At 74.8% G+C, this 19,171-nt stretch carries 16 protein-coding genes and 1 pseudogene; 4 read left to right on the top strand and 13 right to left on the bottom strand.

The genetic code is table 11. From position 1 onward, the window contains the following. Positions 1-4: 4 nt before the first annotated feature. Entirely contained in the window at positions 5-643 is a 639-nt protein-coding gene (locus ACZ4UX_RS20750) for an NUDIX domain-containing protein (RefSeq protein ID WP_465707737.1), read from the bottom strand. 168 nt (positions 644-811) lie between these two features. Beyond that, complete coding sequence (locus ACZ4UX_RS20745) at positions 812-2,446, bottom strand: CTP synthase (protein WP_465707736.1); 1,635 nt, start codon at positions 2,444-2,446, stop codon at positions 812-814. Positions 2,447-3,202: 756 nt separating this feature from the next. Between ACZ4UX_RS20745 and ACZ4UX_RS20740 the strand changes: the two genes are divergently transcribed. Next, complete coding sequence (locus ACZ4UX_RS20740) at positions 3,203-5,197, top strand: glycoside hydrolase family 15 protein (protein WP_465707735.1); 1,995 nt, start codon at positions 3,203-3,205, stop codon at positions 5,195-5,197. Positions 5,198-5,285: 88 nt separating this feature from the next. On the opposite strand, the gene ACZ4UX_RS20735 is transcribed toward ACZ4UX_RS20740, so the two are convergent. From ACZ4UX_RS20735 to yczE, 3 genes are all read right to left on the bottom strand, one after another. Further along, on the bottom strand, positions 5,286-6,467 hold the full coding sequence (locus ACZ4UX_RS20735) for a glycosyltransferase family 4 protein (protein ID WP_465707734.1): 1,182 nt from the start codon (positions 6,465-6,467) through the stop codon (positions 5,286-5,288). 174 nt (positions 6,468-6,641) lie between these two features. Continuing rightward, entirely contained in the window at positions 6,642-8,375 is a 1,734-nt protein-coding gene (gene recN, locus ACZ4UX_RS20730; RefSeq protein ID WP_465707793.1) for a DNA repair protein RecN, read from the bottom strand. 76 nt (positions 8,376-8,451) lie between these two features. Beyond that, a complete protein-coding gene (gene yczE / locus ACZ4UX_RS20725; RefSeq protein ID WP_380391927.1) occupies positions 8,452-9,147 on the bottom strand; it encodes a membrane protein YczE in 696 nt (231 codons plus the stop codon). Positions 9,148-9,284: 137 nt separating this feature from the next. Between yczE and yczR the strand changes: the two genes are divergently transcribed. Next, positions 9,285-10,796, top strand: coding sequence for a MocR-like transcription factor YczR (gene yczR, locus ACZ4UX_RS20720; protein WP_329490163.1), 1,512 nt, complete (start codon positions 9,285-9,287; stop codon positions 10,794-10,796). 63 nt (positions 10,797-10,859) lie between these two features. Here yczR and ACZ4UX_RS20715 read toward each other — a convergent pair whose 3' ends face one another. The 4 genes from ACZ4UX_RS20715 to ACZ4UX_RS20700 all read right to left on the bottom strand — a co-directional run bounded on the left by ACZ4UX_RS20715 (position 10,860) and on the right by ACZ4UX_RS20700 (position 14,038). Further along, positions 10,860-11,762: an NAD kinase gene (locus ACZ4UX_RS20715; protein ID WP_352296109.1), complete on the bottom strand. Its 903-nt coding sequence runs from the start codon at positions 11,760-11,762 to the stop codon at positions 10,860-10,862. Positions 11,763-11,988: 226 nt separating this feature from the next. Continuing rightward, the gene (locus ACZ4UX_RS20710; protein WP_329492300.1) at positions 11,989-12,795 is read right to left on the bottom strand and encodes a TlyA family RNA methyltransferase; all 807 of its coding nucleotides are present in this window, start codon (positions 12,793-12,795) and stop codon (positions 11,989-11,991) included. 27 nt (positions 12,796-12,822) lie between these two features. After that, positions 12,823-13,140, bottom strand: a complete 318-nt coding sequence (locus ACZ4UX_RS20705; RefSeq protein ID WP_465707733.1) for a hypothetical protein — start codon at positions 13,138-13,140, stop codon at positions 12,823-12,825. Beyond that, the gene (locus ACZ4UX_RS20700) at positions 13,133-14,038 is read right to left on the bottom strand and encodes a hypothetical protein (protein ID WP_465707732.1); all 906 of its coding nucleotides are present in this window, start codon (positions 14,036-14,038) and stop codon (positions 13,133-13,135) included. Before ACZ4UX_RS20700 ends, ACZ4UX_RS20705 begins: the two co-directional genes overlap by 8 nt. Before the next feature lie 157 nt (positions 14,039-14,195). On the opposite strand from ACZ4UX_RS20700, the gene ACZ4UX_RS20695 reads away from it, so the two are divergent. Continuing rightward, a complete protein-coding gene (locus ACZ4UX_RS20695) occupies positions 14,196-14,543 on the top strand; it encodes an alkyl sulfatase C-terminal domain-containing protein (RefSeq protein WP_352296101.1) in 348 nt (115 codons plus the stop codon). Between the two features lie 85 nt (positions 14,544-14,628). Here ACZ4UX_RS20695 and ACZ4UX_RS20690 read toward each other — a convergent pair whose 3' ends face one another. Then, positions 14,629-15,672: an HAD-IIA family hydrolase gene (locus tag ACZ4UX_RS20690; RefSeq protein WP_465707731.1), complete on the bottom strand. Its 1,044-nt coding sequence runs from the start codon at positions 15,670-15,672 to the stop codon at positions 14,629-14,631. A gap of 16 nt (positions 15,673-15,688) precedes the next feature. Further along, complete coding sequence (locus tag ACZ4UX_RS20685) at positions 15,689-16,366, bottom strand: tetratricopeptide repeat protein (protein ID WP_465707730.1); 678 nt, start codon at positions 16,364-16,366, stop codon at positions 15,689-15,691. 172 nt (positions 16,367-16,538) lie between these two features. Between ACZ4UX_RS20685 and ACZ4UX_RS20680 the strand changes: the two genes are divergently transcribed. After that, positions 16,539-17,909: a DUF1015 domain-containing protein gene (locus ACZ4UX_RS20680; protein WP_329490156.1), complete on the top strand. Its 1,371-nt coding sequence runs from the start codon at positions 16,539-16,541 to the stop codon at positions 17,907-17,909. 110 nt (positions 17,910-18,019) lie between these two features. Here the strand turns inward: ACZ4UX_RS20680 and ACZ4UX_RS20675 are convergent, their stop codons facing one another. Continuing rightward, positions 18,020-18,907 (bottom strand): tetratricopeptide repeat protein, encoded by an 888-nt coding sequence (locus ACZ4UX_RS20675; RefSeq protein ID WP_465707792.1) that lies wholly within the window; start codon positions 18,905-18,907, stop codon positions 18,020-18,022. Between the two features lie 33 nt (positions 18,908-18,940). Then, a pseudogene (locus tag ACZ4UX_RS20670) lies at positions 18,941-19,171 on the bottom strand (DEAD/DEAH box helicase); the annotation flags it as partial.

Genomic DNA, 19,171 nt, shown 5'->3' with positions numbered 1-19,171 from the left:
GGTGTCACGCCGAGAAGGGCCGCGCCGGCCACGGCGAGTCGGCGGGGCGCAGCGCGTCCAGGCCGCCGGGCCCGGTGAGCGCGGCGTGCACGGCGAGCGTGCCGGTGATCAGGGTGGGGTTGTGCAGCTCCCCGGCGTGGATCAGCCGGATCAGCTCGGCGACCGGCACCCGGGCGGTCTCGATCTCCAGTTCCTCGCCGTGCGCCTCGTAGCGCTCGCCCTCGGCGGCGGTGAGGTCGGTGGCGAGGAAGAGCCGCAGCGCCTCGTCCGTGCCGCCGGGCGAGGTGTAGAAGTCGACCAGCACCCGCCAGGTGCCGGCCTTGCAGTGCGCCTCCTCGTACAGCTCGCGCTGGGCGGCGTGCAGCGGGTTCTCGCCGGGGACGTCGAGGAGGCCGGCCGGCAGCTCCCAGAGCCGCTGGCGGACGGGGTGGCGGTACTGGCGCAGGATCAGCACCCGCTCCTGGTCGTCCAACGCCAGGACGGAGACCGAGCCGGGGTGGGTCTGGTAGTCGCGGCGGGCCCAGCTGCCGTCGGGCATCCGGACCTCCTCGGAGCGCACGCCGGTGACCTTGCCCTGGAAGGGCGTCGCGGTCCCCCGGGTCTCCCACTCCTCGGCCACGTCAAAGATGCTCTGGTCGTCCATCGCTCTCCCCTTTTCGTCAGTACGACACAATCTAACGCCGGACGGCGGCCCCGCGGGAATCGCGGGGCCGCCGTCCGGTGACATGTCGACGACTACTCCTGGTGGGCGCCCATTGCTCGGCGCCGGCCTCCGGGCGCCGAGCAATGGGTACCGACTACCGGGTACCGACTACCGGGCGGCCGTCTTGATCTCGATGGCCGCCTTGACCAGACCCGCGAACAGCGGGTGCGGGCGGGTCGGGCGGGACTTCAGCTCCGGGTGGGCCTGGGTGGCCACCAGGTAGGGGTGCACCTCGCGCGGGTACTCGACGTACTCGACGAGGTCGCCCTTCGGGGAGAGGCCGGAGAACTGCAGGCCGGTCTTCTCCAGGTCGGCGCGGTACGCGTTGTTGACCTCGTAGCGGTGGCGGTGGCGCTCCTCGACGTACTGCTCGCCGCCGTAGACCTCACGGACGATGGAGCCCTCGGCGAGCTTGGCCGGGTAGAGGCCCAGCCGCATCGTGCCGCCCAGGTCGCCCTTGCCGTCGACGATCGCCAGCTGCTCGGCCATGGTGGAGATGACCGGGTACTTGGCGGCCGCGTCGAACTCGGTGGAGTTGGCCTCGGGCAGGCCGGCCAGGTTGCGGGCGGCCTCGATGACCACGCACTGCAGGCCCAGGCAGAGGCCCAGCAGCGGGATCCTGTTCTCCCGGGCGTAGGTGATCGCGGCGACCTTGCCGTCCACACCGCGGTCGCCGAAGCCACCGGGGACGCAGATCGCGTCCACGTCGCCGAGCTGCGCCTGGGCGCCCTCGGGCGTCTCGCAGTCGTCGGAGGTGACCCACTTGATCTCGACGCGGGCGTTGTTGGCGAAGCCACCGGCGCGCAGCGCCTCGGTCACCGACAGGTAGGCGTCCGGCAGGTCGATGTACTTGCCGACCAGCGCGACCTTGACGATGTGCTGCGGCTCGTGGACGCGGCGCAGCAGGTCGTCCCAGGTGGTCCAGTCCACGTCGCGGAACGGGAGGTCCAGCCGGCGGACCACGTACGCGTCCAAGCCCTCGCCGTGCAGGACCTTGGGGATGTCGTAGATCGACTTGGCGTCGATGGCCGCGACCACGGCCTCCTCGTCCACGTCGCACATCAGCGAGATCTTGCGCTTGATGGCCTGCGGGACCTCGCGGTCGGCGCGCAGCACGATGGCGTCCGGCTGGATGCCGATGTTGCGCAGCGCGGCCACCGAGTGCTGGGTGGGCTTGGTCTTCAGCTCGCCCGAGGGGCCGATGTACGGCAGCAGGGAGACGTGCACGAAGAACACGTTGTCCCGGCCGACCTCGTGGCGGACCTGGCGGACGGCCTCCAGGAAGGGCAGCGACTCGATGTCGCCGACCGTGCCGCCGACCTCGGTGATCACCACGTCGACGTCCTCGGTCGCCATCCGGCGGATCCGGGCCTTGATCTCGTTGGTGATGTGCGGAATCACCTGGACGGTGTCGCCCAGGTACTCGCCGCGGCGCTCCTTGGCGATGACCGTCGAGTACACCTGGCCGGTGGTGACGTTCGCCGAGCCGTGCAGGTTGGTGTCGAGGAACCGCTCGTAGTGGCCGACGTCGAGGTCGGTCTCGGCACCGTCATCGGTGACGAAGACCTCGCCGTGCTGGAACGGGTTCATGGTGCCCGGGTCCACGTTGAGGTACGGGTCGAGCTTCTGCATCGTCACGCGGAGTCCGCGGGCCTTGAGCAGGGCGCCCAGGCTGGAGGCGGTGAGGCCCTTGCCGAGCGAAGAGGCGACACCCCCGGTGACGAAGAGGTGCTTGGTCGTCACGGCGCGGCCGTTCGATGCCTTGCCGGAATGGGGCTGTGCCAAGAGGGGGCTCCCGTGGGTCGCGTGTCGAAGGTGACGTGGGCGGGAAGCTCTCGGCTCGCCTGGCGCGACGGGAGTGCGGTGTGGTGCACGGCACTCGATGAGTCGTCGGTTCGGCTGGTCCGGGGCGTTTGATCCCACCGGTCCACGGGATACCAGGGTATCAGTGCCCCGGCCCGGACGCGTTCCGGCCCGCTCGCGGCGCTCGGGAACCACTCCGTCGGCGCACCACCCGGCGCACGCGTCACACCGGTCGCACCACCGGCCCGAGCGGGCCACTCCGCGGCGCTCGGGCGGGTCATGGAGCCCCCTCCCGACGGACCATCCGGAGGTGATCCTTCCGAGCCATCCTTTACGGCTCCCCCACGATGCACGGCATTTCCGCCGAATTGTGGCGCCACGCAGGGCTGCGCCCGCGTGCTTCGCCCCTTTCGTCCGTCGTAAGCTGCACGGACGCATCGCCGACAGTACGAGCAAGCGGAGGGCGTGGGAGGGCAAGGACACCTCTCGGTCCCCGATGCGCGACCGGACCTCCCCGTTATCCAGCACCTCCCCACCCACCCTGGGGCTCGACCGAGCCCCGCGCGGACACTCCAGCAAGGCCTGCCACCACCCCCGGCAGGCCGGACGTCCCGGGGTGACCCCCGGCCCCGCAGACCCGCTGGCTCTCCCCGGATCGCCGATGCGTCGTGACCACATTGCGAACTGGAGATCCACGTGGCCGGCCGTATCGAGGACTACGCACTCATCGGGGACATGCAGACCGCTGCCCTGGTCAGCAGGGACGGAGCGGTCGACTGGCTGTGCCTGCCCCGCTTCGACTCGCCGGCGGTGTTCGCCGGCCTGCTCGGCACCGATGAACACGGCTTCTGGCGGATCGGCCCGGCCGAGGTGATGGCCGCCGAGCTGCCGGCCGCCCCCGCGCCGGCCCCCGACACCCCACACGTCCGGTACACCGACACCGGCGACCTGCGGGTCCCCCCGCCCACCGCGGCCGCGCCGGCCGTCCCCGCCGACCGGCGCCGCTACCGGGGCGACTCACTGATCCTGGAACAGGAGTGGGACTCCCCGGGCGGCAGCGTCCGGGTGATCGACTTCATGCCCCCGCGCCCGCTGGCCGGCCGGGACTCCGTCCCGCAGATGATCCGGATCGTCGAAGGCCTGTCCGGCACCGTCCGGATGCGCTCGGCGGTGCGGATGCGGTTCAGCTACGGGCGCGTCGTGCCCTGGGTGCACCGCGTCGAGCAGGCCGACGGCGGCCACCGGACGGTGGCCGTGGCCGGCCCCGACTCGGTCTGGCTGGACGGCGAGGCCGACACCTACGGGCGCAACCTCACCACCTACGCGGACTTCACCGTCCAGGCCGGCGAGCGGATCGCCTTCGCGCTCACCTGGCAGGCCTCGCACCTGGACGCGCCCAAGGCCCCGGACGCCGAGGAGATGCTCGACGCCACCGCGGACTTCTGGCACGAGTGGGCCGGCCAGTGCACCTACCAGGGCCCCTACCGCGAGGCGGTGATCCGCTCCCTGATCACCCTCAAGGGCCTCACCTACGCCCCCACCGGCGGCATCGTCGCCGCCCCCACCACCTCCCTGCCCGAGGACATCGGCGGCGAGCGGAACTGGGACTACCGCTACACCTGGCTCCGCGACGCCGCCATCACCCTCTCCTCGCTGCTGCGCACCGGCTACCGCGACGAGGCCCGGGCCTGGCGCGAGTGGCTGCTGCGCGCCGTCGCCGGGGACCCGGAGAACCTGCAGATCATGTACGGCATCGCCGGCGAGCGCGAGCTCACCGAGTCCTCGCTGGACTGGCTGCCCGGCTACGAGGGCTCCCAGCCCGTCCGGGTCGGCAACGGCGCCGCCGGCCAGCTGCAGCTGGACGTCTACGGCGAGGTCGTCGAGGCCCTGCACCTGGCCCACATGACCGGGCTGGTCCGCAACGACCACGCCCACCACCTCCAGCTGCGGCTCATCGACTACCTGGAGGACCACTGGCAGGAGCCGGACGAGGGCATCTGGGAGGTCCGCGGCCCGCGCCGGCACTTCGTCCACTCCAAGGTGATGGCGTGGGTGGCGGTCGACCGGACCATCAAGCTGCTGGAGCAGAACCCCGAGGACGCCCCCTCCGACGGCCACCTGGAGCGCTGGCGCACGCTGCGGGCGACCATCCACCGCGACGTCTGCGAGAAGGGCTACGACCCGGAGCGCAACACCTTCACCCAGTACTACGGCGGCAAGGAGCTGGACGCCTCGCTGCTGCTGATCCCGCAGGTCGGCTTCCTCCCGCCGGACGACAAGCGGGTGATCGGCACCATCGAGGCGATCCAGCGCGAGCTCTCCACCGAGGACGGCTTCGTGCTGCGCTACCCGACGCACGACGAGAGCGGCAACAACGTGGACGGCCTCTCCGGCCACGAGGGCGCGTTCCTGGCCTGCTCGTTCTGGCTGGCCGACGACCTCGCCATGATCGGCCGGGTGCAGGAGGCCCGCGAGCTGTTCGACCGGCTGCTGTCGCTGCGCAACGACCTCGGCCTGCTCGCCGAGGAGTGGGACCCGCGGGAGAAGCGCCAGGTCGGCAACTTCCCGCAGGCCTTCAGCCACGTCCCGCTGATCGACACCGCGCTGCGGCTGACCGCCTGCGGCGGGGCCTACCTCTCCGCCCAGCCGGACGCCCCGGCCGTCGACCGGGTCGAGCAGGCCACGGTCTGAGCGGTGCCTGCCCGGGCGGCCACGGCCCGGGCAGGCCCGGTCCCACCCGTCGCGGTCCCACCCGTCGCGGACCGGCCGCTCGGCTCGGCTACGGGGTGCGCTGCACCAGCTCGTCGTAGGTGCTGAGCACCTGGGCCACCGTGGCGGCCTCGTCCGGCCAGGTCTCGGCCTGCTGGCGGCCGGCGGCCACTAGGCGCCGGCCGCGCTCCGGGTCGGCCAGCAACTCGCGCACCGCCCGGCCGAGCGCCGCCGCGTCGCCGGGCGGGACCAGCACGGCGGCGTCGCCGACCAGCTCGGGGATGCCGCCGACGGCGGTGGCCACCACCGGGACGCCCGCCCGCATCGCCTCCTGGACCGCCAGCGAGCGGGCCTCCCAGCGGCTGGAGACCACCAGCACGTCGGCCGCCGCCAGCAGGTCCGGCACGTCGGTGCGGTAGCCGAGCAGCCGGACCTCGGCCTTCTCCACGGCCGCCCGCTCACGGAGCCCGGCGGCCTCGGGGCCGTCGCCGGCGATCAGCAGCAGCGGCCGCGGATCGAGCCCGGCCAGCTCGCGGGTGGCGTCCAGCAGCACCCCGAAGGCCTTCTGCGGGACGAGTCCGCCGACCGCCAGCAGCAGCGGACGGTCCGGGCCGTCGCCGAGCAGCGCCGCCCGGGCCTCGGCCCGCTCCAGCCGGCCCTCGGGCACCGGCGGGGCGGCCACCGGGCCGAGCCGGGCGTCGGTGGCGCCCAGCTCGCGGGCCCGGGCCACCAGGTCGGAGGAGGCGCCGAGCACCAGGTCGGCGGCCCGGGCCACCCGGCGCTCCATCAGCCGCTGGAGCCGCCGCTCCATGCCGGTGGCCAGCAGCGCGTGGTGCGAGGTGACCACCAGCGGGGTCTCCGGGCGCAGTCCCGGGAAGCGGCCGGCGGTGCGCAGCGCCAGGTCCGACAGCAGCCCGGCGCGCAGGCCGTGGGCGTGCACCACGTCGGCGCCGGTGAAGGCACGGCGCAGCTCGCCGATCGCGGTGGCGTCGCTGCGGGCGCCCGCCGTGGGGGTGATGTCGACCAGGTGGAACCTGGCTCCGGTGCGGGAGAAGCCGAACAACGCGTCCGTACCGGCGGGCGCGCAGACCGTGACGGTCACTCCGTGCGCGACCAGGCCCTGTGCCAGGGAGCGCACGTGCGCGCCGATGCCGCCGGTACTGGCGGCCAGGACGAGCACCACCTGCAGCTGACCCGGTTCTGGGGCGGCCGCGGTGGCCCGGGCGGCGGAATGGTCCACGTCGTCTCGCATCCGACTCGATCAGGTTCGCGCGCCGCGTCGCGAGGATTGCCCGCCGACGGCGCTCGGGACTGGAAAGCCAGTGTCCAGCCGCCACCATGCCAGGTCGGCGGCCCTCTTGGACAGTCGGCGCCACGGGGGGCGCGTCGCGGTCCGCCGGAGGGCCGCCGGGCCGGGCGGCGGCGGCTAACGGTGGCGCGGAGCCCGGGCGGCGGCCAGCAGTTCCTCGGCGTGGGCGCGGCCCAACTCCGAGTCCTCCAGGCCGGCGAGCATCCGGGAGAGCTCGCGCACCCGCTCCTCGTCGTTGAGCACCTTGACGCCGCTGCGGGTCACGGTGCCGTCGTTGGTCTTCACCACCACCAGGTGGCGGTCGGCGAAGGCGGCGACCTGCGGCAGGTGGGTGACCACCACGACCTGGGCCGACTCGGCCAACTTGGCCAGCCGGCGGCCGATCTCGACCGCGGCCTTGCCGCCGACGCCGGCGTCCACCTCGTCGAACAGGTACGTGGGGACGGGGTCGGCGCCGGCGAAGACCACCTCGACGGCGAGCATCACCCGGGACAGCTCACCGCCGGAGGCGCCCTTGGCGATCGGGCGGGGCTGGGCCCCGGGGTGCGGGGCGAGCAGGACCTCGACCTCGTCCACGCCGTGCGGGCCGTAGGCGACGGTGCGGCCGTCGACCTCGAGGCCGGAGAGGTCGTCGACCTGGGCGATCGCGAAGGTCACCCGGGCGTGCGGCATCGCGAGTTCGGCGAGTTCGGCGGAGACGGCCTCGGCGAAGCGGCCGGCGGCGGCCTGCCGGGCGGTCGAGACCTCGCCCGCGAGCTCGGCCAACTCGGCGCGCAGCGCGGTCTCCTGGGCGCCGAGTTCGTCGATCCGCTCGTCGTCGCCGTCGAGCTCGGCGAGCCGGGCGGAGCCGTTGTCGGCCCAGGCGAGCACCTCGGCGAGGGAGTTCTCCGGGCCGCCGTACTTGCGCAGCAGTTGGGCCAGGACGGCCCGGCGGTCCTCGACGGCGGCCAGCCGGACCGGGTCGGCGTCCAGGTCGTCGGCGTAGCCGGCCAGGTCACCGGCGACGTCGGCCAGCAGGTAGCCGACCTCGTTCAGCCGGTCGGCGAGGCCGGCGAGGCGCTCGTCGTGGTGGCGGACGGCGTCCAGGGCGCGGCGGGCCTGGGCCAGCAGGGTGCCGGCGTCCAGCGCCTCCGGGTCGGCGGGGTCGCCGGCCAGCGCGGCGTGGGCCAGGGTGGCGGCGGAGGAGAGCGCGTCGGCGTGGCCGAGCCGCTCGGCCTCGGCGCCCAGTTCGACGTCCTCGTCGGCGACGGGCTCGGCGGCGGCCACCTCGTCCAGGCCGAAGCGCAGCAGGTCGGCCTCCTGGGCGCGTTCGCGGGCCCGGGTGGTCAGCTCCTCCAGGGTGGCCGAGACCTCCCGCAGCCGGCGGTAGACCTCGCGGTAGCGGGCCAGCGGCTCGGCCACCGCCTCGCCCGCGTACCGGTCCAGGGCGCCGCGCTGGCGCGCCGGCCGGAGCAGCCGCTGCTGGTCGGTCTGGCCGTGCACGGCGATCAGGTCCTCGCCGAGCTCGGCCAGCAGCCCGACCGGCACGGCCCGGCCGCCGACGTACGCCCGGGAGCGGCCCTCGGCCGAGACGGTCCGGCTGATCAGCAGCGCGCCGTCGTCGAGTTCGGCGCCGGCCTCGACCGCGCGGACCGCCGCCGGGGAGCCCTCGGGCAGTTCGAGGCGGCCCTCGACGACCGCTCGTCCGGCGCCGTTGCGCACCAGAGCGGGGTCGGCCCGGCCACCGAGCAACAGGCCGAGGCTGGTCACCACCATGGTCTTGCCGGCACCGGTCTCACCGGTCACGGCGGTGAAGCCGGGGGCCAGTTCGACCACCGCATCGTCGATGACCCCTAGATCCCGTATCCGCATCTCGTCCAACACGGTGACGACCTTACGAGGTTCCGGCCCCGGCGCGCGACGAGCGGCAACTCCACGCCCCTCAAGTTCATCCCTTCCGGGGCGTTTCGGCGGGGCTGGGCACGGTGCACCAGGGCAGGAAGATCTGCGCGAGCGGGCCGATGGCCAGCGCGTATGCGACGGTGCCGACGCCCGCGGTACCACCGAGCAGGACTCCGGCGGCCAGCACGGTGAGTTCGATTCCGGTCCGGATCAGCCGCAGCGACCGGCCGGTGCGCCGGTGCAGGCCGGTCATCAGGCCGTCGCGCGGGCCCGGGCCGAAGCGCGCGCCGATGTAGAGGCCGGTGGCCAGGCCGTTCAGCACGATCGCGCCGACCATCAGCGCGATCCGGGCCGGCAGCGGTCCGGGCGTGCCGGTCACCCGGAGGGTGAGGTCCATCGCCGCGCCGATCATCAGCACATTGGCCACGGTCCCGAGTCCGGGGCGCTGGCGCAGCGGGATCCAGAGCAGCAGCACCAGCGCGCCGCAGATGGTCACCCAGGCGCCCACCGAGAGGCCGGCGGTGCGCTGCAGGCCCTGGTGGAAGACGTCCCACGGGTCGAGACCGAGCCCGGAGCGCAGCATCAGCCCCATGCTCGCCCCGTAGAGGGAGAGCCCGACCAGCAGCTGCGGGAGGCGGCGGCCCAGTGCGTGGGTGTCGCCGAGCAGGCGGACGGCGAGGGAGGGGCGCCGCGCCGTGACGGCGGGCGCGGGGGTGGTCGGTCGCGTGGTCGTGGTGGCCATCGGGCTCTCCCGCAGGTGGTGCTGCACCGTACGGGCCCGGCCCGCGACGGTGGCGGACTCGACGGCCGCCCTGCCATGATGGACAGGCCAAAGCGACCCCTTCCAGGGCCAATTCCGAGCAAGTGGACTGATCAGCCATGGCCGACTGGCACACCACCGTCACCGCCGCCGCACTGGCCCGGCTGCTCGACGCGGCCCGGCTGCCCGAGCCCGCCGCCGCCCGCCGCCCCGCCTACCGGACGCTGGCCGGGCAGGTCCGGTTGCTGGTCACCGAGGGCCGGCTGCCGGTCGGGGCCCGGCTCCCCGCCGAGCGCGAGCTGGCCCTGGCGCTGCGGCTCAGCCGCACCACCGTGGCCACCGCGTACGAGGCGCTGCGCGCCGAGGGGTACCTGCACAGCCGGCGCGGATCCGGCAGCTGGACCGCCCTGCCCGAGGGCGCCCCGCCGCCCGGCGACGCGCTGCACCCGGTGCCGCCGGACGAGCAGGGCCGCACGCTGGACCTCGGGGTCGCCGCGCTGCCCGCCCCGCAGCCCTTCCTCGGCGCGGCGGCCGCCCGGGCCGTCGAACAGCTCCCCGCGTACGCCGCCGGGCACGGCAACTACCCCACCGGCGTCCCGGTGCTGCGCGAGGCGGTGGCCCGGCGCTACACCGAGCGCGGCCTGCCGACCACCCCCGACCAGATCCTGATCACGATCGGCGCGATGGGCGGGCTGCACCTGGTGCGGCAGGCGCTGATCTCCCGCGGCGACCGGGTCGCCGTCGAGGCGCCCAGCTACGCGCACACGCTGCAGGCCCTGCGCCTGGGCGAGGCGCGCCTGGTGCCCGTCCCCTACGGCTGGCCCGGCGGGCCGTCCCGGCAGCCCTCCTGGGACCTCGCCGAGTGGCGCCGGGTGCTGCGCGGCGCCACGCCCAGGGCCGCCTACGTGATCCCGGACTTCCACAACCCCACCGGCGCCCTCGTCCCCGAGGAGCAGCGCCGCGAACTGCTGGCCGCCGCGCGGGCCGCCGGCACGATCGTGCTGGCCGACGAGACCACCGCCGAGCTCGGCTGGGGCCTCGCGCCGGACGCCGTGCTCCCCCGCCCGATGGCCGCGCTGGACCGGTCCGCCCAGGTGGTCACCGTCGGCTCGGCGGGCAAGCTGCTCTGGGGCGGCCTGCGGATCGGCTGGGTCCGGGCGGCCCCCGCGCTGGTGCGCCGGCTGGCCACCGCCCGGGTCTACAGCGACGTCGGCGCCCCGGTGCTGGACCAGCTGATCGCCGCCGAGCTGCTCGGCGAGCCGCTGGCGGCCGTCCGCGCCCACCAGCTGGACCGGCTGCGCTCCACCGCCGAGGCCTTCGCCCGCGCGCTGCGCGAGCGGCTGCCCGCCTGGCACTACGCCGCTCCGCCCGGCGGGCTCGCGCTCTGGGTCTCCACCGGGGGCCTGTCCGGCGCGGCACTGGCCCAGGCCGGGGAGCAGGGCGGCGTACGGATCGCGGCGGGCAACCGCTTCGGCTCGGACGGGGCCTTCGAGCACCACATCCGGATCCCGCTCACCCTCCCCGCCGCGGCCGTGCCCGCCGCCGTCGAACGCCTCGCGGAGGTCGCCGCCCGGGCCGCCCTCGGCGGCCGCTGGAGCGCGGGCGACGACAGCCAGCCGCTGGCGGTCTGAGGGCCGCCCACGGCGAAGGGCCCGGGCCGCCGGTGATCGGAACCGGCCGCCCGGGCCCCTCCGTCAGTGCGTTTCGGCCCGGCCGCGCCAACCCGTCACCGGCAGCGCGAACTTCGCCACCAGCCGGTCGGTGAACGGCGCCCGGTGCAGTCGCGCCAGCCGCACCGGCGTCTGCCCCCGGCGGACCTCCACCCGGGCCCCGGCCGGCAGCTCCACCGAGCGCCGCCCGTCGCACCAGAGCACGCCGTGCGGGGTCTTCGGCTGCACCTCGACCGCCAGCACCGAGTCCGGCGAGGCCACCAGCGGCCGGGCGAACAGCGCGTGCGCGCTGATCGGCACCATCAGCAGGGCCTCCACCTCGGGCCAGACCACCGGGCCGCCGCCGGAGAACGCGTACGCCGTCGAACCGGTCGGCGTCGCGCAGACCACCCCGTCGCAGCCGAAGTTGGAGACCGGACGGCCGTCCACCTCGGTCACCACCTCCAGCATCCGCTCCCGGGACGCCTTCTCGATCGAGGCCTCGTTCAACGCCCAGTCCTGGTGGACCACATCGCCGTTGGTCCGGACGATCACGTCGAGCGTCATCCGTTCCTCGACCTCGTATTCGGCGTCGACGACCCGCTCCACCACGACCGCGAGATCGTCCCGCTCGGCCTCCGCGAGGAAGCCCACCCGGCCCAGGTTGATGCCGAGCATCGGCAGCCCGTGCTCACGGGCCAGCTCGGCCCCGCGCAGCAGCGTCCCGTCCCCGCCGGCGACCAGGATCAGCTCGCAGCCGTCCGCCGCGCCGGGCCCGCCGGCCACCCGCTCGATGCCGTCGGGCAGGTCCAGGTCGACCGCCTCGGCCGCGAGCAGCCTGATCCGGATGCCCGCCTTCAGCAGGCCGTGCACCAGGCCCTCGACGCTGCGCAGCGCGGCCTCCCGGCCGGTGTGCGCGATCAGGAAGACCGTACGTCCCTCACTCATGCGCGCCCCTCTCCGCCCGTCCCGACAGCTCCGAGGTGCCCCCGTCTCCCCACGGTAGCCGCGGGCGACGCGTACCCCTCGACAGCTCTCCCCCGGATCTCGGCCGGGATTACCCCCACGGTTCGCTCGCTCATGCCCGCTGCCCTCTCCCTACGTCGGCCGGGTCGCCCTCGGCCCGGTGCGGCCGCGTCACTCAGCATGACGGACCGGACGTCCGCAGAGCACCCTACCGGGGGCCTTCGGCGACGGCCCGGTCCGCCTCCGCCGGGTCCAACGGCGGGGCGTCCCGGCGCAGCCAGAGGAAGTACTCGACGTTCCCCGACGGCCCCGGCAGCGGGCTCGCGGTGACCGCCCGCACGCCCAGCCCCTGCTCCCACGCCTTCCCGGCCACCTGCCGGATCATCTCGGCGCGCAGCTGCGGGCTGCGCACCACGCCGCCGCTGCCCAGCCGCTCCTTGCCGATCTCGAACTGCGGCTTGACCATCAGCACCAGGTCCGCGTCCTCGGCGGCGCAGCCGGCCAGCGCGGGCAGCACCAGGCCGAGCGAGATGAACGAGAGGTCGCCGACCACCAGGTCGACCGGCGAACCGCCGATCAGCTCCCGGGTCAGCTCGCGCACGTTGGTGCGGTCCATCACCGTCACCCGCTCGTCGCTCTGCAGCGACCACGCGAGCTGTCCGTAGCCGACGTCCACCGCCAGCACGCCGGCCGCCCCGGCACGCAGCAGCACGTCGGTGAAGCCGCCGGTAGAGGCGCCCGCGTCCAGCGCCCGGCGGCCCTCGACCACCAAGCCCTGCGGGACGAAGGCCGCGAACGCCCCGGCGAGCTTGTGCCCGCCGCGCGAGACGTAGTCGGGGTCGTTCTCGTCGTTCGCCACCACGACCGCCGCCGCGGTCTCCACCTGGGTGGCCGGCTTGGTCGCGGTGGTGCCGCCGACGGTCACCCGGCCGGCCGCGATCAGCTCGGACGCGTGCTCGCGCGACCGGGCCAGCTTGCGGCGGACCAGCTCCGCGTCGAGACGGCGTCGTGCCACTGCCACTGGTGTTTCAGCTCCTACGGGTCATCGCGAACGGTCGGACCCAGCGGGTCGATCCTGGTCGAGCGCGGCCAGCGTGTCGGTCAGCCGCTGGTGAACATCTTCGTACACCGCGACGTGTGCCTCGGTCGGCACCCCGTCCAACGCCTCCAGCCGGGCCAGCGCGGCGTCGACGGCCGGGTGGCCGGTGGGAGTCGGCTCGACGCCCAGCGGCAGCGGCTCGTCGATGCCGAGGAAGGCGTCCGGGACGGCGCCCGCGGCTGAGTCCGCGGCGAGGTCCCGGGCCGGGTCCGCCGGGCGGATGACGGGCGCGGGGGCGGTGCCCGGGCCGGGATCAGGCATCGGGCTTCCTGGTGCTGCTCTTGCGGACGGTGGTCTTCCTGGTCGCGGTCCGCTTCTTGGCGGGCGGCTCCTGGCCGGCGGCCTGCGCCGCCTTCTTCGCGGCGGCCCGCTCGGTGGTCGCGGCGGCGGTCTTCTTGACGGCGGTCCGCTTCGCGGGAGCCTTCTTCGCCGCGGCCTTCCTGGCGGCGGGCTGCTGCTCGGCGGGCTTCTGCTCGGCGGGCTTCTTGGCGGCAGCCTTCTTCACGGCGGGCGCCTGCGCTGCGGGCCTCTGCGCGGCGGCCTTCTTCGCCGCCGGCTTCTTCGCCGCGGGCTTTCGCTCGGCGGGCTTCTCGGCCGCCGCCGGCTTCTTCGCCACCGCCGGCGGCACCGGCGGATCGGTCTCCACCGGCTCGTCGACCTCGACCCGCTCGGCCACTATCGGCTCGCCGCCCACCCGCGCCGCGGGTGCCGCCGGCTCGTCGTCCAGCTCCCAGCCGTGCCCGAACAGGGCGTCGGCGCGGGGCGCCGGCGCCGCCGTGCCGGGCTCCTCCTCCTGCGGCGACGCGGCCGGAACGGCCTCCTCCTCGACCTCGCGCAGCTTGCTCTCCAGGTAGGCGAGCACCACGCCGACCTTGGTCACCTGGTCGCCGACCTTCTCGAAGGCCTTCTCCACCTCGCTGCGCGCCACGCCGACCGCCAGGTCCACCCCGGCCCGGCCGGCGGTCACCGCCTCCTCGGCCAGGGTCTGCAGCGACTTCGCGGACGGCGGGAACGGCCCGCCCAACCGCCGCTCCACCTCGGCGACGTCGACCCCGCTCATCTCCAGCAGCCCGGCCGCCGTCCCGACGACCCGCTTGCCGACCTCCTCCACCAGCCCGGCGGCGACCTCCACCGCTCCCCGCACCGTCTTCGGCAGCATCCGGGTGCCTCCTTAGCGCCTGCGCGCATCGCTCCGTCGCCGTCGGTGCCCGGACCGGTTCCGGGCACCCCACCGACGACGCTACCGCCAAAACCCGCCTGCGGTACCGTGGCCCCGCAGTGACCGCCGCCGTCGCACAGGGAGTGGACCAGCCGCCATGGCCAACGCCGAGGAGTGCCGGACGGCACTGGAGCAGCTCAGCCGGAACCTGGCGAAGTCCACCGGCAACGTCCGCAAGGCGGCCGACCTCGACCGCTCCCTCACCTGCCGGATCACCGACCTCGACCTGACCTTCACCGGCCGGCTGCGCGACGGCCGGATCGAGGACGTCACCGAGGCACCCGGCCCGCCCGCCACGAAGGCCGAGATCCGGCTCACCATGAGCAGCGACGACCTGGTCGCCCTGGTCGGCGGCACGCTCAACTTCGCGGCGGCCTGGGCCAGTGGCCGGGTGCGGCTGGAGGCCGGCTTCCGCGACCTGCTGCGGCTGCGCACACTGCTCTGATCGGGCGGCGCGGCGGCCGACCGGCCCGCGCCCCGGCACCCGTTCGTGGGGCCGGCCGCGCGGACCGCCCGGCCGGCCCCGGGGCTCAGAACCCCAGCTCGGCCAGTGCCTTGCGCCCGTCCGACGGACCGCCGTCCGCGTCCAGTGCCGTCCAGGCCGCCGCGCAGAGCGCCCGCAGGCCGTCCCAGCGGTCCGAACCGGTGCCCTCCAGCTTCAGCACCCTGTCCTGCGCCACCACGACCCAGCCACCGCAGCCGAACCCGCCGCCCGGCTGCCCGGTGACCTGCGGGTGCGCCACCAGCAGCCCCCGCAGGTCCTCCGCCAGGTACGTCGGCCGGTGCTCCACCGGCGCCGAGAGCAGCTGCGCCGCCGTGGTGACCCCGGTGAACACCAGCAGGCTGTCGACGCCGCCGTTGAACGCGCCCTCGATGTCGGTGTCCAGCCGGTCCCCGACCACCAGCGGCCGCTCGGCGCCGGTCCGTAGGACGGTCTCCCGGTGCATCGGCGGCAGCGGCTTGCCCGCCACCTCGGGCTCCACACCCGTCGCCGCGCGCACGGCCGCCACCAGCGCACCGTTGCCCGGCGCGATCCCGCGCGCGGTCGGCACCGTCAGATCGGTGTTGGAGGCCACCCACGGCAGCCCGCTCCGCACCGCGTAGGAGGCCTCCGCCAGGTGCGTCCAGCCCACCGAGGCGTCAAAGCCCTGCACCACCGCGAGCGGCTCCTCGGCCAGCGTGCGAACGGCCACCAGGCCGCGCTCGGCCAGCGCCTCCTCCAGGCCCAGGCCGCCGACCACGAGCACCTTCGACCCGGCCGGCACCTTCTCGGCGACGACCCGGGCGGCCGCCTGCGCCGAGTTGATCACGTCGTCCGGCTCGGCCGGCACCCCCAGCTCGGTCAGGTGCGCGGCCACCACCCGCGGCGGGCGGGAGGCGTTGTTGGTCACGTACGCCAGCCGCATCCCGGCCGAACGCGCCGAGGCCAGCGAGTCCGCCGCGTGGTCGATCGCGTCGGGCCCGGCGTAGACCACGCCGTCGAGATCCAGCAGTGCCGTGTCGTACGCCTCGGTGAGCGGGCGCTCACTGCCGCCGGGGGCGGTCCGTCGCTCGGTGGTGGCCGTCTCGGTCATGCCTTCGCTACCTCATTCACTGCGTCGATTTCCCGTCATCCGTCTCGTCCCGGGCCCTGCCGCCGGGGACTTCGTCGTCCCCCGCGCCCCGGTCGGCGGCCGCCGGCAGCCCGCCGGGTGACGGGCGGGGTCCGGTGTACCCCGGCGCCCCCGGCAGCAGCGGGCCGAACGCCCCGGCACGGGCCGCCAGGGTCGCCCGGGTCTGCCGCAGCGCGGACCGGTAGTGGTCGGTGTCCGGCCGCATCGCGACGGCCAGGGCCAAGTGCTCGGCGGACGTCTCGAAGTCGCCCAGCCGGGCCGCCGAGACGCCCCACCCGAACTGAGCGTAGTCGTCGGACGGATCCGCCAGGGCCACCGCCCGGAAGTTCTCCAGGGCCGCCGCGTACGAACCGGCGTCGAACTGCGCCCGCGCCAGCATCTCCCGGATGCTGCGCGAGTGCGGCTCCGCCGCGGCCGCCCGCGCCAGCAACTGCTCGGCGGCCGCCGGATGCCCCTGGGCCAGCAGCTTCCCGCCCCGGCGGAACCACTCGTAGACGTCCCCCGCGGGCTCCCCGGCCCGCCCCTGCTCCGCCCCGCCCCCGGGGCCGCCGAAGCCCTCGCCCGAACTCCCGGCGCCCGCCGACCCGTTCATCACACCGTCCGCGGAGCCGTCCGCCCCGCCGCCGCCGTCCAACCGCTCCTGCCCACCACTCATGCGCCCACCTCGCCGCCCGCGCCGACCGCCTCGCGGGACGCACAACGCTGCGTCGACCGCCCACTGCGCTCTCTCACGCCGTACCTCGCCCTCGGTCACGACACCCGCCCGCTCCGGACCAGCACGGGTGTTCCGATCTCTGAACAACGCGTACCCGATTACGATGCCCAGAATGAGCACACCCAGTGCAGAAAGCGGAGCGGAGTCTCCGCAGGGCGGCCCCGGTAACCCCGGCCACGTCGCCACCGCAGGTCTGTCCCTCTCCCCCTTCCGCGGCCTCCGCTACGTCCCCGACCGGGTCGGCGCCCTGGCCGCGGTCACGTCACCGCCGTACGACGTCGTCGACCCCGGCCGCCGGCTCGATCTGGAGACCGCCGACCCGCACAACGTGGTCCGGCTGATCCTGCCGCGCCCCGAACCCGAGGACGCCGGCGACCGGCCCGACCGCGACACCCGCTACCGGCACGCCGCCCGGCTGCTGCGCGCCTGGCAGCGCGAGGGGGTCCTGGCCGCCGACCCGGAGCCGGCGCTGTACGTCTACGAGCAGCGGGTACCCGCCACCGGCGACTCCCCGGAGCTGCTCCAACGCGGCCTGATCGGCGCCCTCGCCGTCAGCGGCAGCGAGGCCGGCGTCGTCCTCCCCCACGAGGACGTGATGCCCCGGCCGGTGGCGGACCGGGTCGGTCTGATGCGCACCACCCGCGCCAATCTCGAACCGCTGCTGCTCACCTACCGGGGCAACGGGGGCGCCGCGGGGGTGATCGAACGGGCCGTCGAGGACGACCCGCTGCTCACCACGACCACCACCGACGGCACCCACCACAGGCTGTGGGCCGTGACCGACCCCGCCGGGATCGCCGAGATCAGCCGCGACCTGGCCACCTGCCGGGCACTGATCGCCGACGGCCACCACCGCTGGGAGATGTACCTGCGGCTCCAGCGGGAGCACCGCCACCTGCCGCGCAGCCCCTGGGACCGGGGCCTGGTGCTGCTGGTCGACACCGCCCGCTACCCGCTGCGGGTCCGCGCGATCCACCGCGTGCTGTACCGGCTGCCGATCGCCGCGGCCCTGGAGAAGCTGGGCGACCAGTGGCGGATCAAGGAGGTACCCGGCCCGCTCGCCACCGCCCTCCAGGCCCTCGCCGAGCAGAAGCGGCAGGGCGGCAACGGGTTCGTGCTGACCGGCGGCGACGGCGTCTACTGGCTGATCGGCGAGCCAGAGGAGGCCCTGCTCGACGCCAGCGTGCCGCACGACCGGCCGGAGGAGTGGCGCCACCTGGACGCGACCGTGCTGCACGCCGCTCTGCTCGACCACACCTGGCGGGTCCCCGACGGCCCGGACGACATCGGCTACCTGCACACCGCCGTGTCCGCCGAGCGCGAGGCCGCCCGAACCGGCGGCACGGCGGTGCTGCTCCACCCGGTGCGCGAGAGCGTGGTCCGCCGGCTCGCCGAGCAGGGTGTCACCATGCCCCGCAAGTCCACGTCCTTCGGCCCGAAGCCGGCCACCGGGCTGGTCCTGCGCAGTCTCGAACTGGGCTGAGCGTCCTGCGGCCGGGCCGTCCGGTCGCGTCCGGACAGCAGTGAGGCCCTGCCGCACCCCGGAGTTTCCCGGGGTGCGGCAGGGCCTCACTCACCTACTGGCCGCGCTTGTCAGCCCTTGGCGTCGGTGGACCGCTCCGGCACCACGCCGTCGAAGTCCTCGTCGATCTCCAGGTCGTCCTCGTCGTAGAACTCCTCGACGTCTTCCTCGTCCTCGAAGATCTCCCGCTCGTCCGGCACGCCGCCGCGCGACTTCGCCGGAGCCGGGGCCGGAGCCTCGTCCTCGGCCTCTTCCCGCGCGACCTCGTCCTCGATCTCGGGGTCGAGCGCGTCGACGAACTCCAGGCCGTCGATCTCGGCCAGCCGCTCGGACGCGTTGGTGGCGCCGTCGGTGTCGGCCTCGGCGGCCTTGGCGAACCAGTCGCGGGCCTCGTCGCCCCGGCCGGCCGCGATCAGGGCCTCGGCGTACGCGTACCGCAGTCGCGCGGTCCACGGGTGCACGGCGCTGGAGGCCAGCTCCGGGCTCTGCAGGGTGACCACGGCCGCCTCGAACTGCTCCATGTCGCCGCGGGCACCCGCCGCGACCAGGCGCATCTCGACCTGACCGGCCTTGTCCAGCTGCTTGACCTCGGCCTCGCCGGCCATCGCCAGCGCCCGCTCCGGGCGGCCCAGACCGCGCTCGCAGTCCGCCATCACCGGCCACAGGTCCGCCCGACCGGTCATCCGACGGGCGGCGCGGAACTCGGTCAGCGCCTCGGAGTAACGCTGGGTCATGTACGACGCGAAGCCGGCCGCCTCACGGACGGCGGGCACGCGGGACGCGAGCCGCAGCGCGACGCGCGAGTACTGGTAGGCCTCCTCCGGCTCGGTGTCGAGCAGGCGGGCGACCATCACCAGGTTGCGGGCGACATCGTCGGCGAGCGTCTTGGGCAGGCTCTTGAGCTCCTGGCGGACATCCGCGTCCAGCTCGAAGCCGGTGACGTCCTCCGGGATCGGCAGCCGCTTGACGGGCTCGAAGTTGCCCCGACGGTCGTCGTAGTCCCGGCCGCCGCGGTCGTCACGATCGCGGTTGAAGCCACCGGACGGGCGGTCGTCACGGCGGTAGCCACCGCCGCCGGAGGGACGGTCGTCGCGACGGAAGCCACCGCCGGAGGGGCGGTCGTCACGACGCGGACGGTCGTCACGGTCACGGTTGAACCCGCTCGGGCGGTCGTCACGGCGGAAACCGCCGCCGGACGGACGGTCGTCACGGTCACGGTTGAA

This window comes from Kitasatospora sp. NPDC028961, from assembly GCF_055564815.1.
The sequence above is the reverse complement of the archived record's forward strand: the minus strand, read 5'-3'. Positions and strand labels throughout refer to the sequence as shown.

Coding starts and splice junctions, on each gene's coding strand:
- ACZ4UX_RS20690 (WP_465707731.1), bottom strand. CDS start 15,672: ATGACCGAGACGGCCACCACCGAGCGACGGACCGCCCCCGGCGGCAGT.
- ACZ4UX_RS20680 (WP_329490156.1), top strand. CDS start 16,539: ATGAGCACACCCAGTGCAGAAAGCGGAGCGGAGTCTCCGCAGGGCGGC.
- ACZ4UX_RS20750 (WP_465707737.1), bottom strand. CDS start 643: ATGGACGACCAGAGCATCTTTGACGTGGCCGAGGAGTGGGAGACCCGG.
- yczR (WP_329490163.1), top strand. CDS start 9,285: ATGGCCGACTGGCACACCACCGTCACCGCCGCCGCACTGGCCCGGCTG.
- ACZ4UX_RS20700 (WP_465707732.1), bottom strand. CDS start 14,038: ATGCTGCCGAAGACGGTGCGGGGAGCGGTGGAGGTCGCCGCCGGGCTG.
- yczE (WP_380391927.1), bottom strand. CDS start 9,147: ATGGCCACCACGACCACGCGACCGACCACCCCCGCGCCCGCCGTCACG.
- ACZ4UX_RS20715 (WP_352296109.1), bottom strand. CDS start 11,762: ATGAGTGAGGGACGTACGGTCTTCCTGATCGCGCACACCGGCCGGGAG.
- ACZ4UX_RS20735 (WP_465707734.1), bottom strand. CDS start 6,467: ATGCGAGACGACGTGGACCATTCCGCCGCCCGGGCCACCGCGGCCGCC.
- ACZ4UX_RS20705 (WP_465707733.1), bottom strand. CDS start 13,140: ATGCCTGATCCCGGCCCGGGCACCGCCCCCGCGCCCGTCATCCGCCCG.
- ACZ4UX_RS20685 (WP_465707730.1), bottom strand. CDS start 16,366: ATGAGTGGTGGGCAGGAGCGGTTGGACGGCGGCGGCGGGGCGGACGGC.
- recN (WP_465707793.1), bottom strand. CDS start 8,375: ATGCGGATACGGGATCTAGGGGTCATCGACGATGCGGTGGTCGAACTG.
- ACZ4UX_RS20695 (WP_352296101.1), top strand. CDS start 14,196: ATGGCCAACGCCGAGGAGTGCCGGACGGCACTGGAGCAGCTCAGCCGG.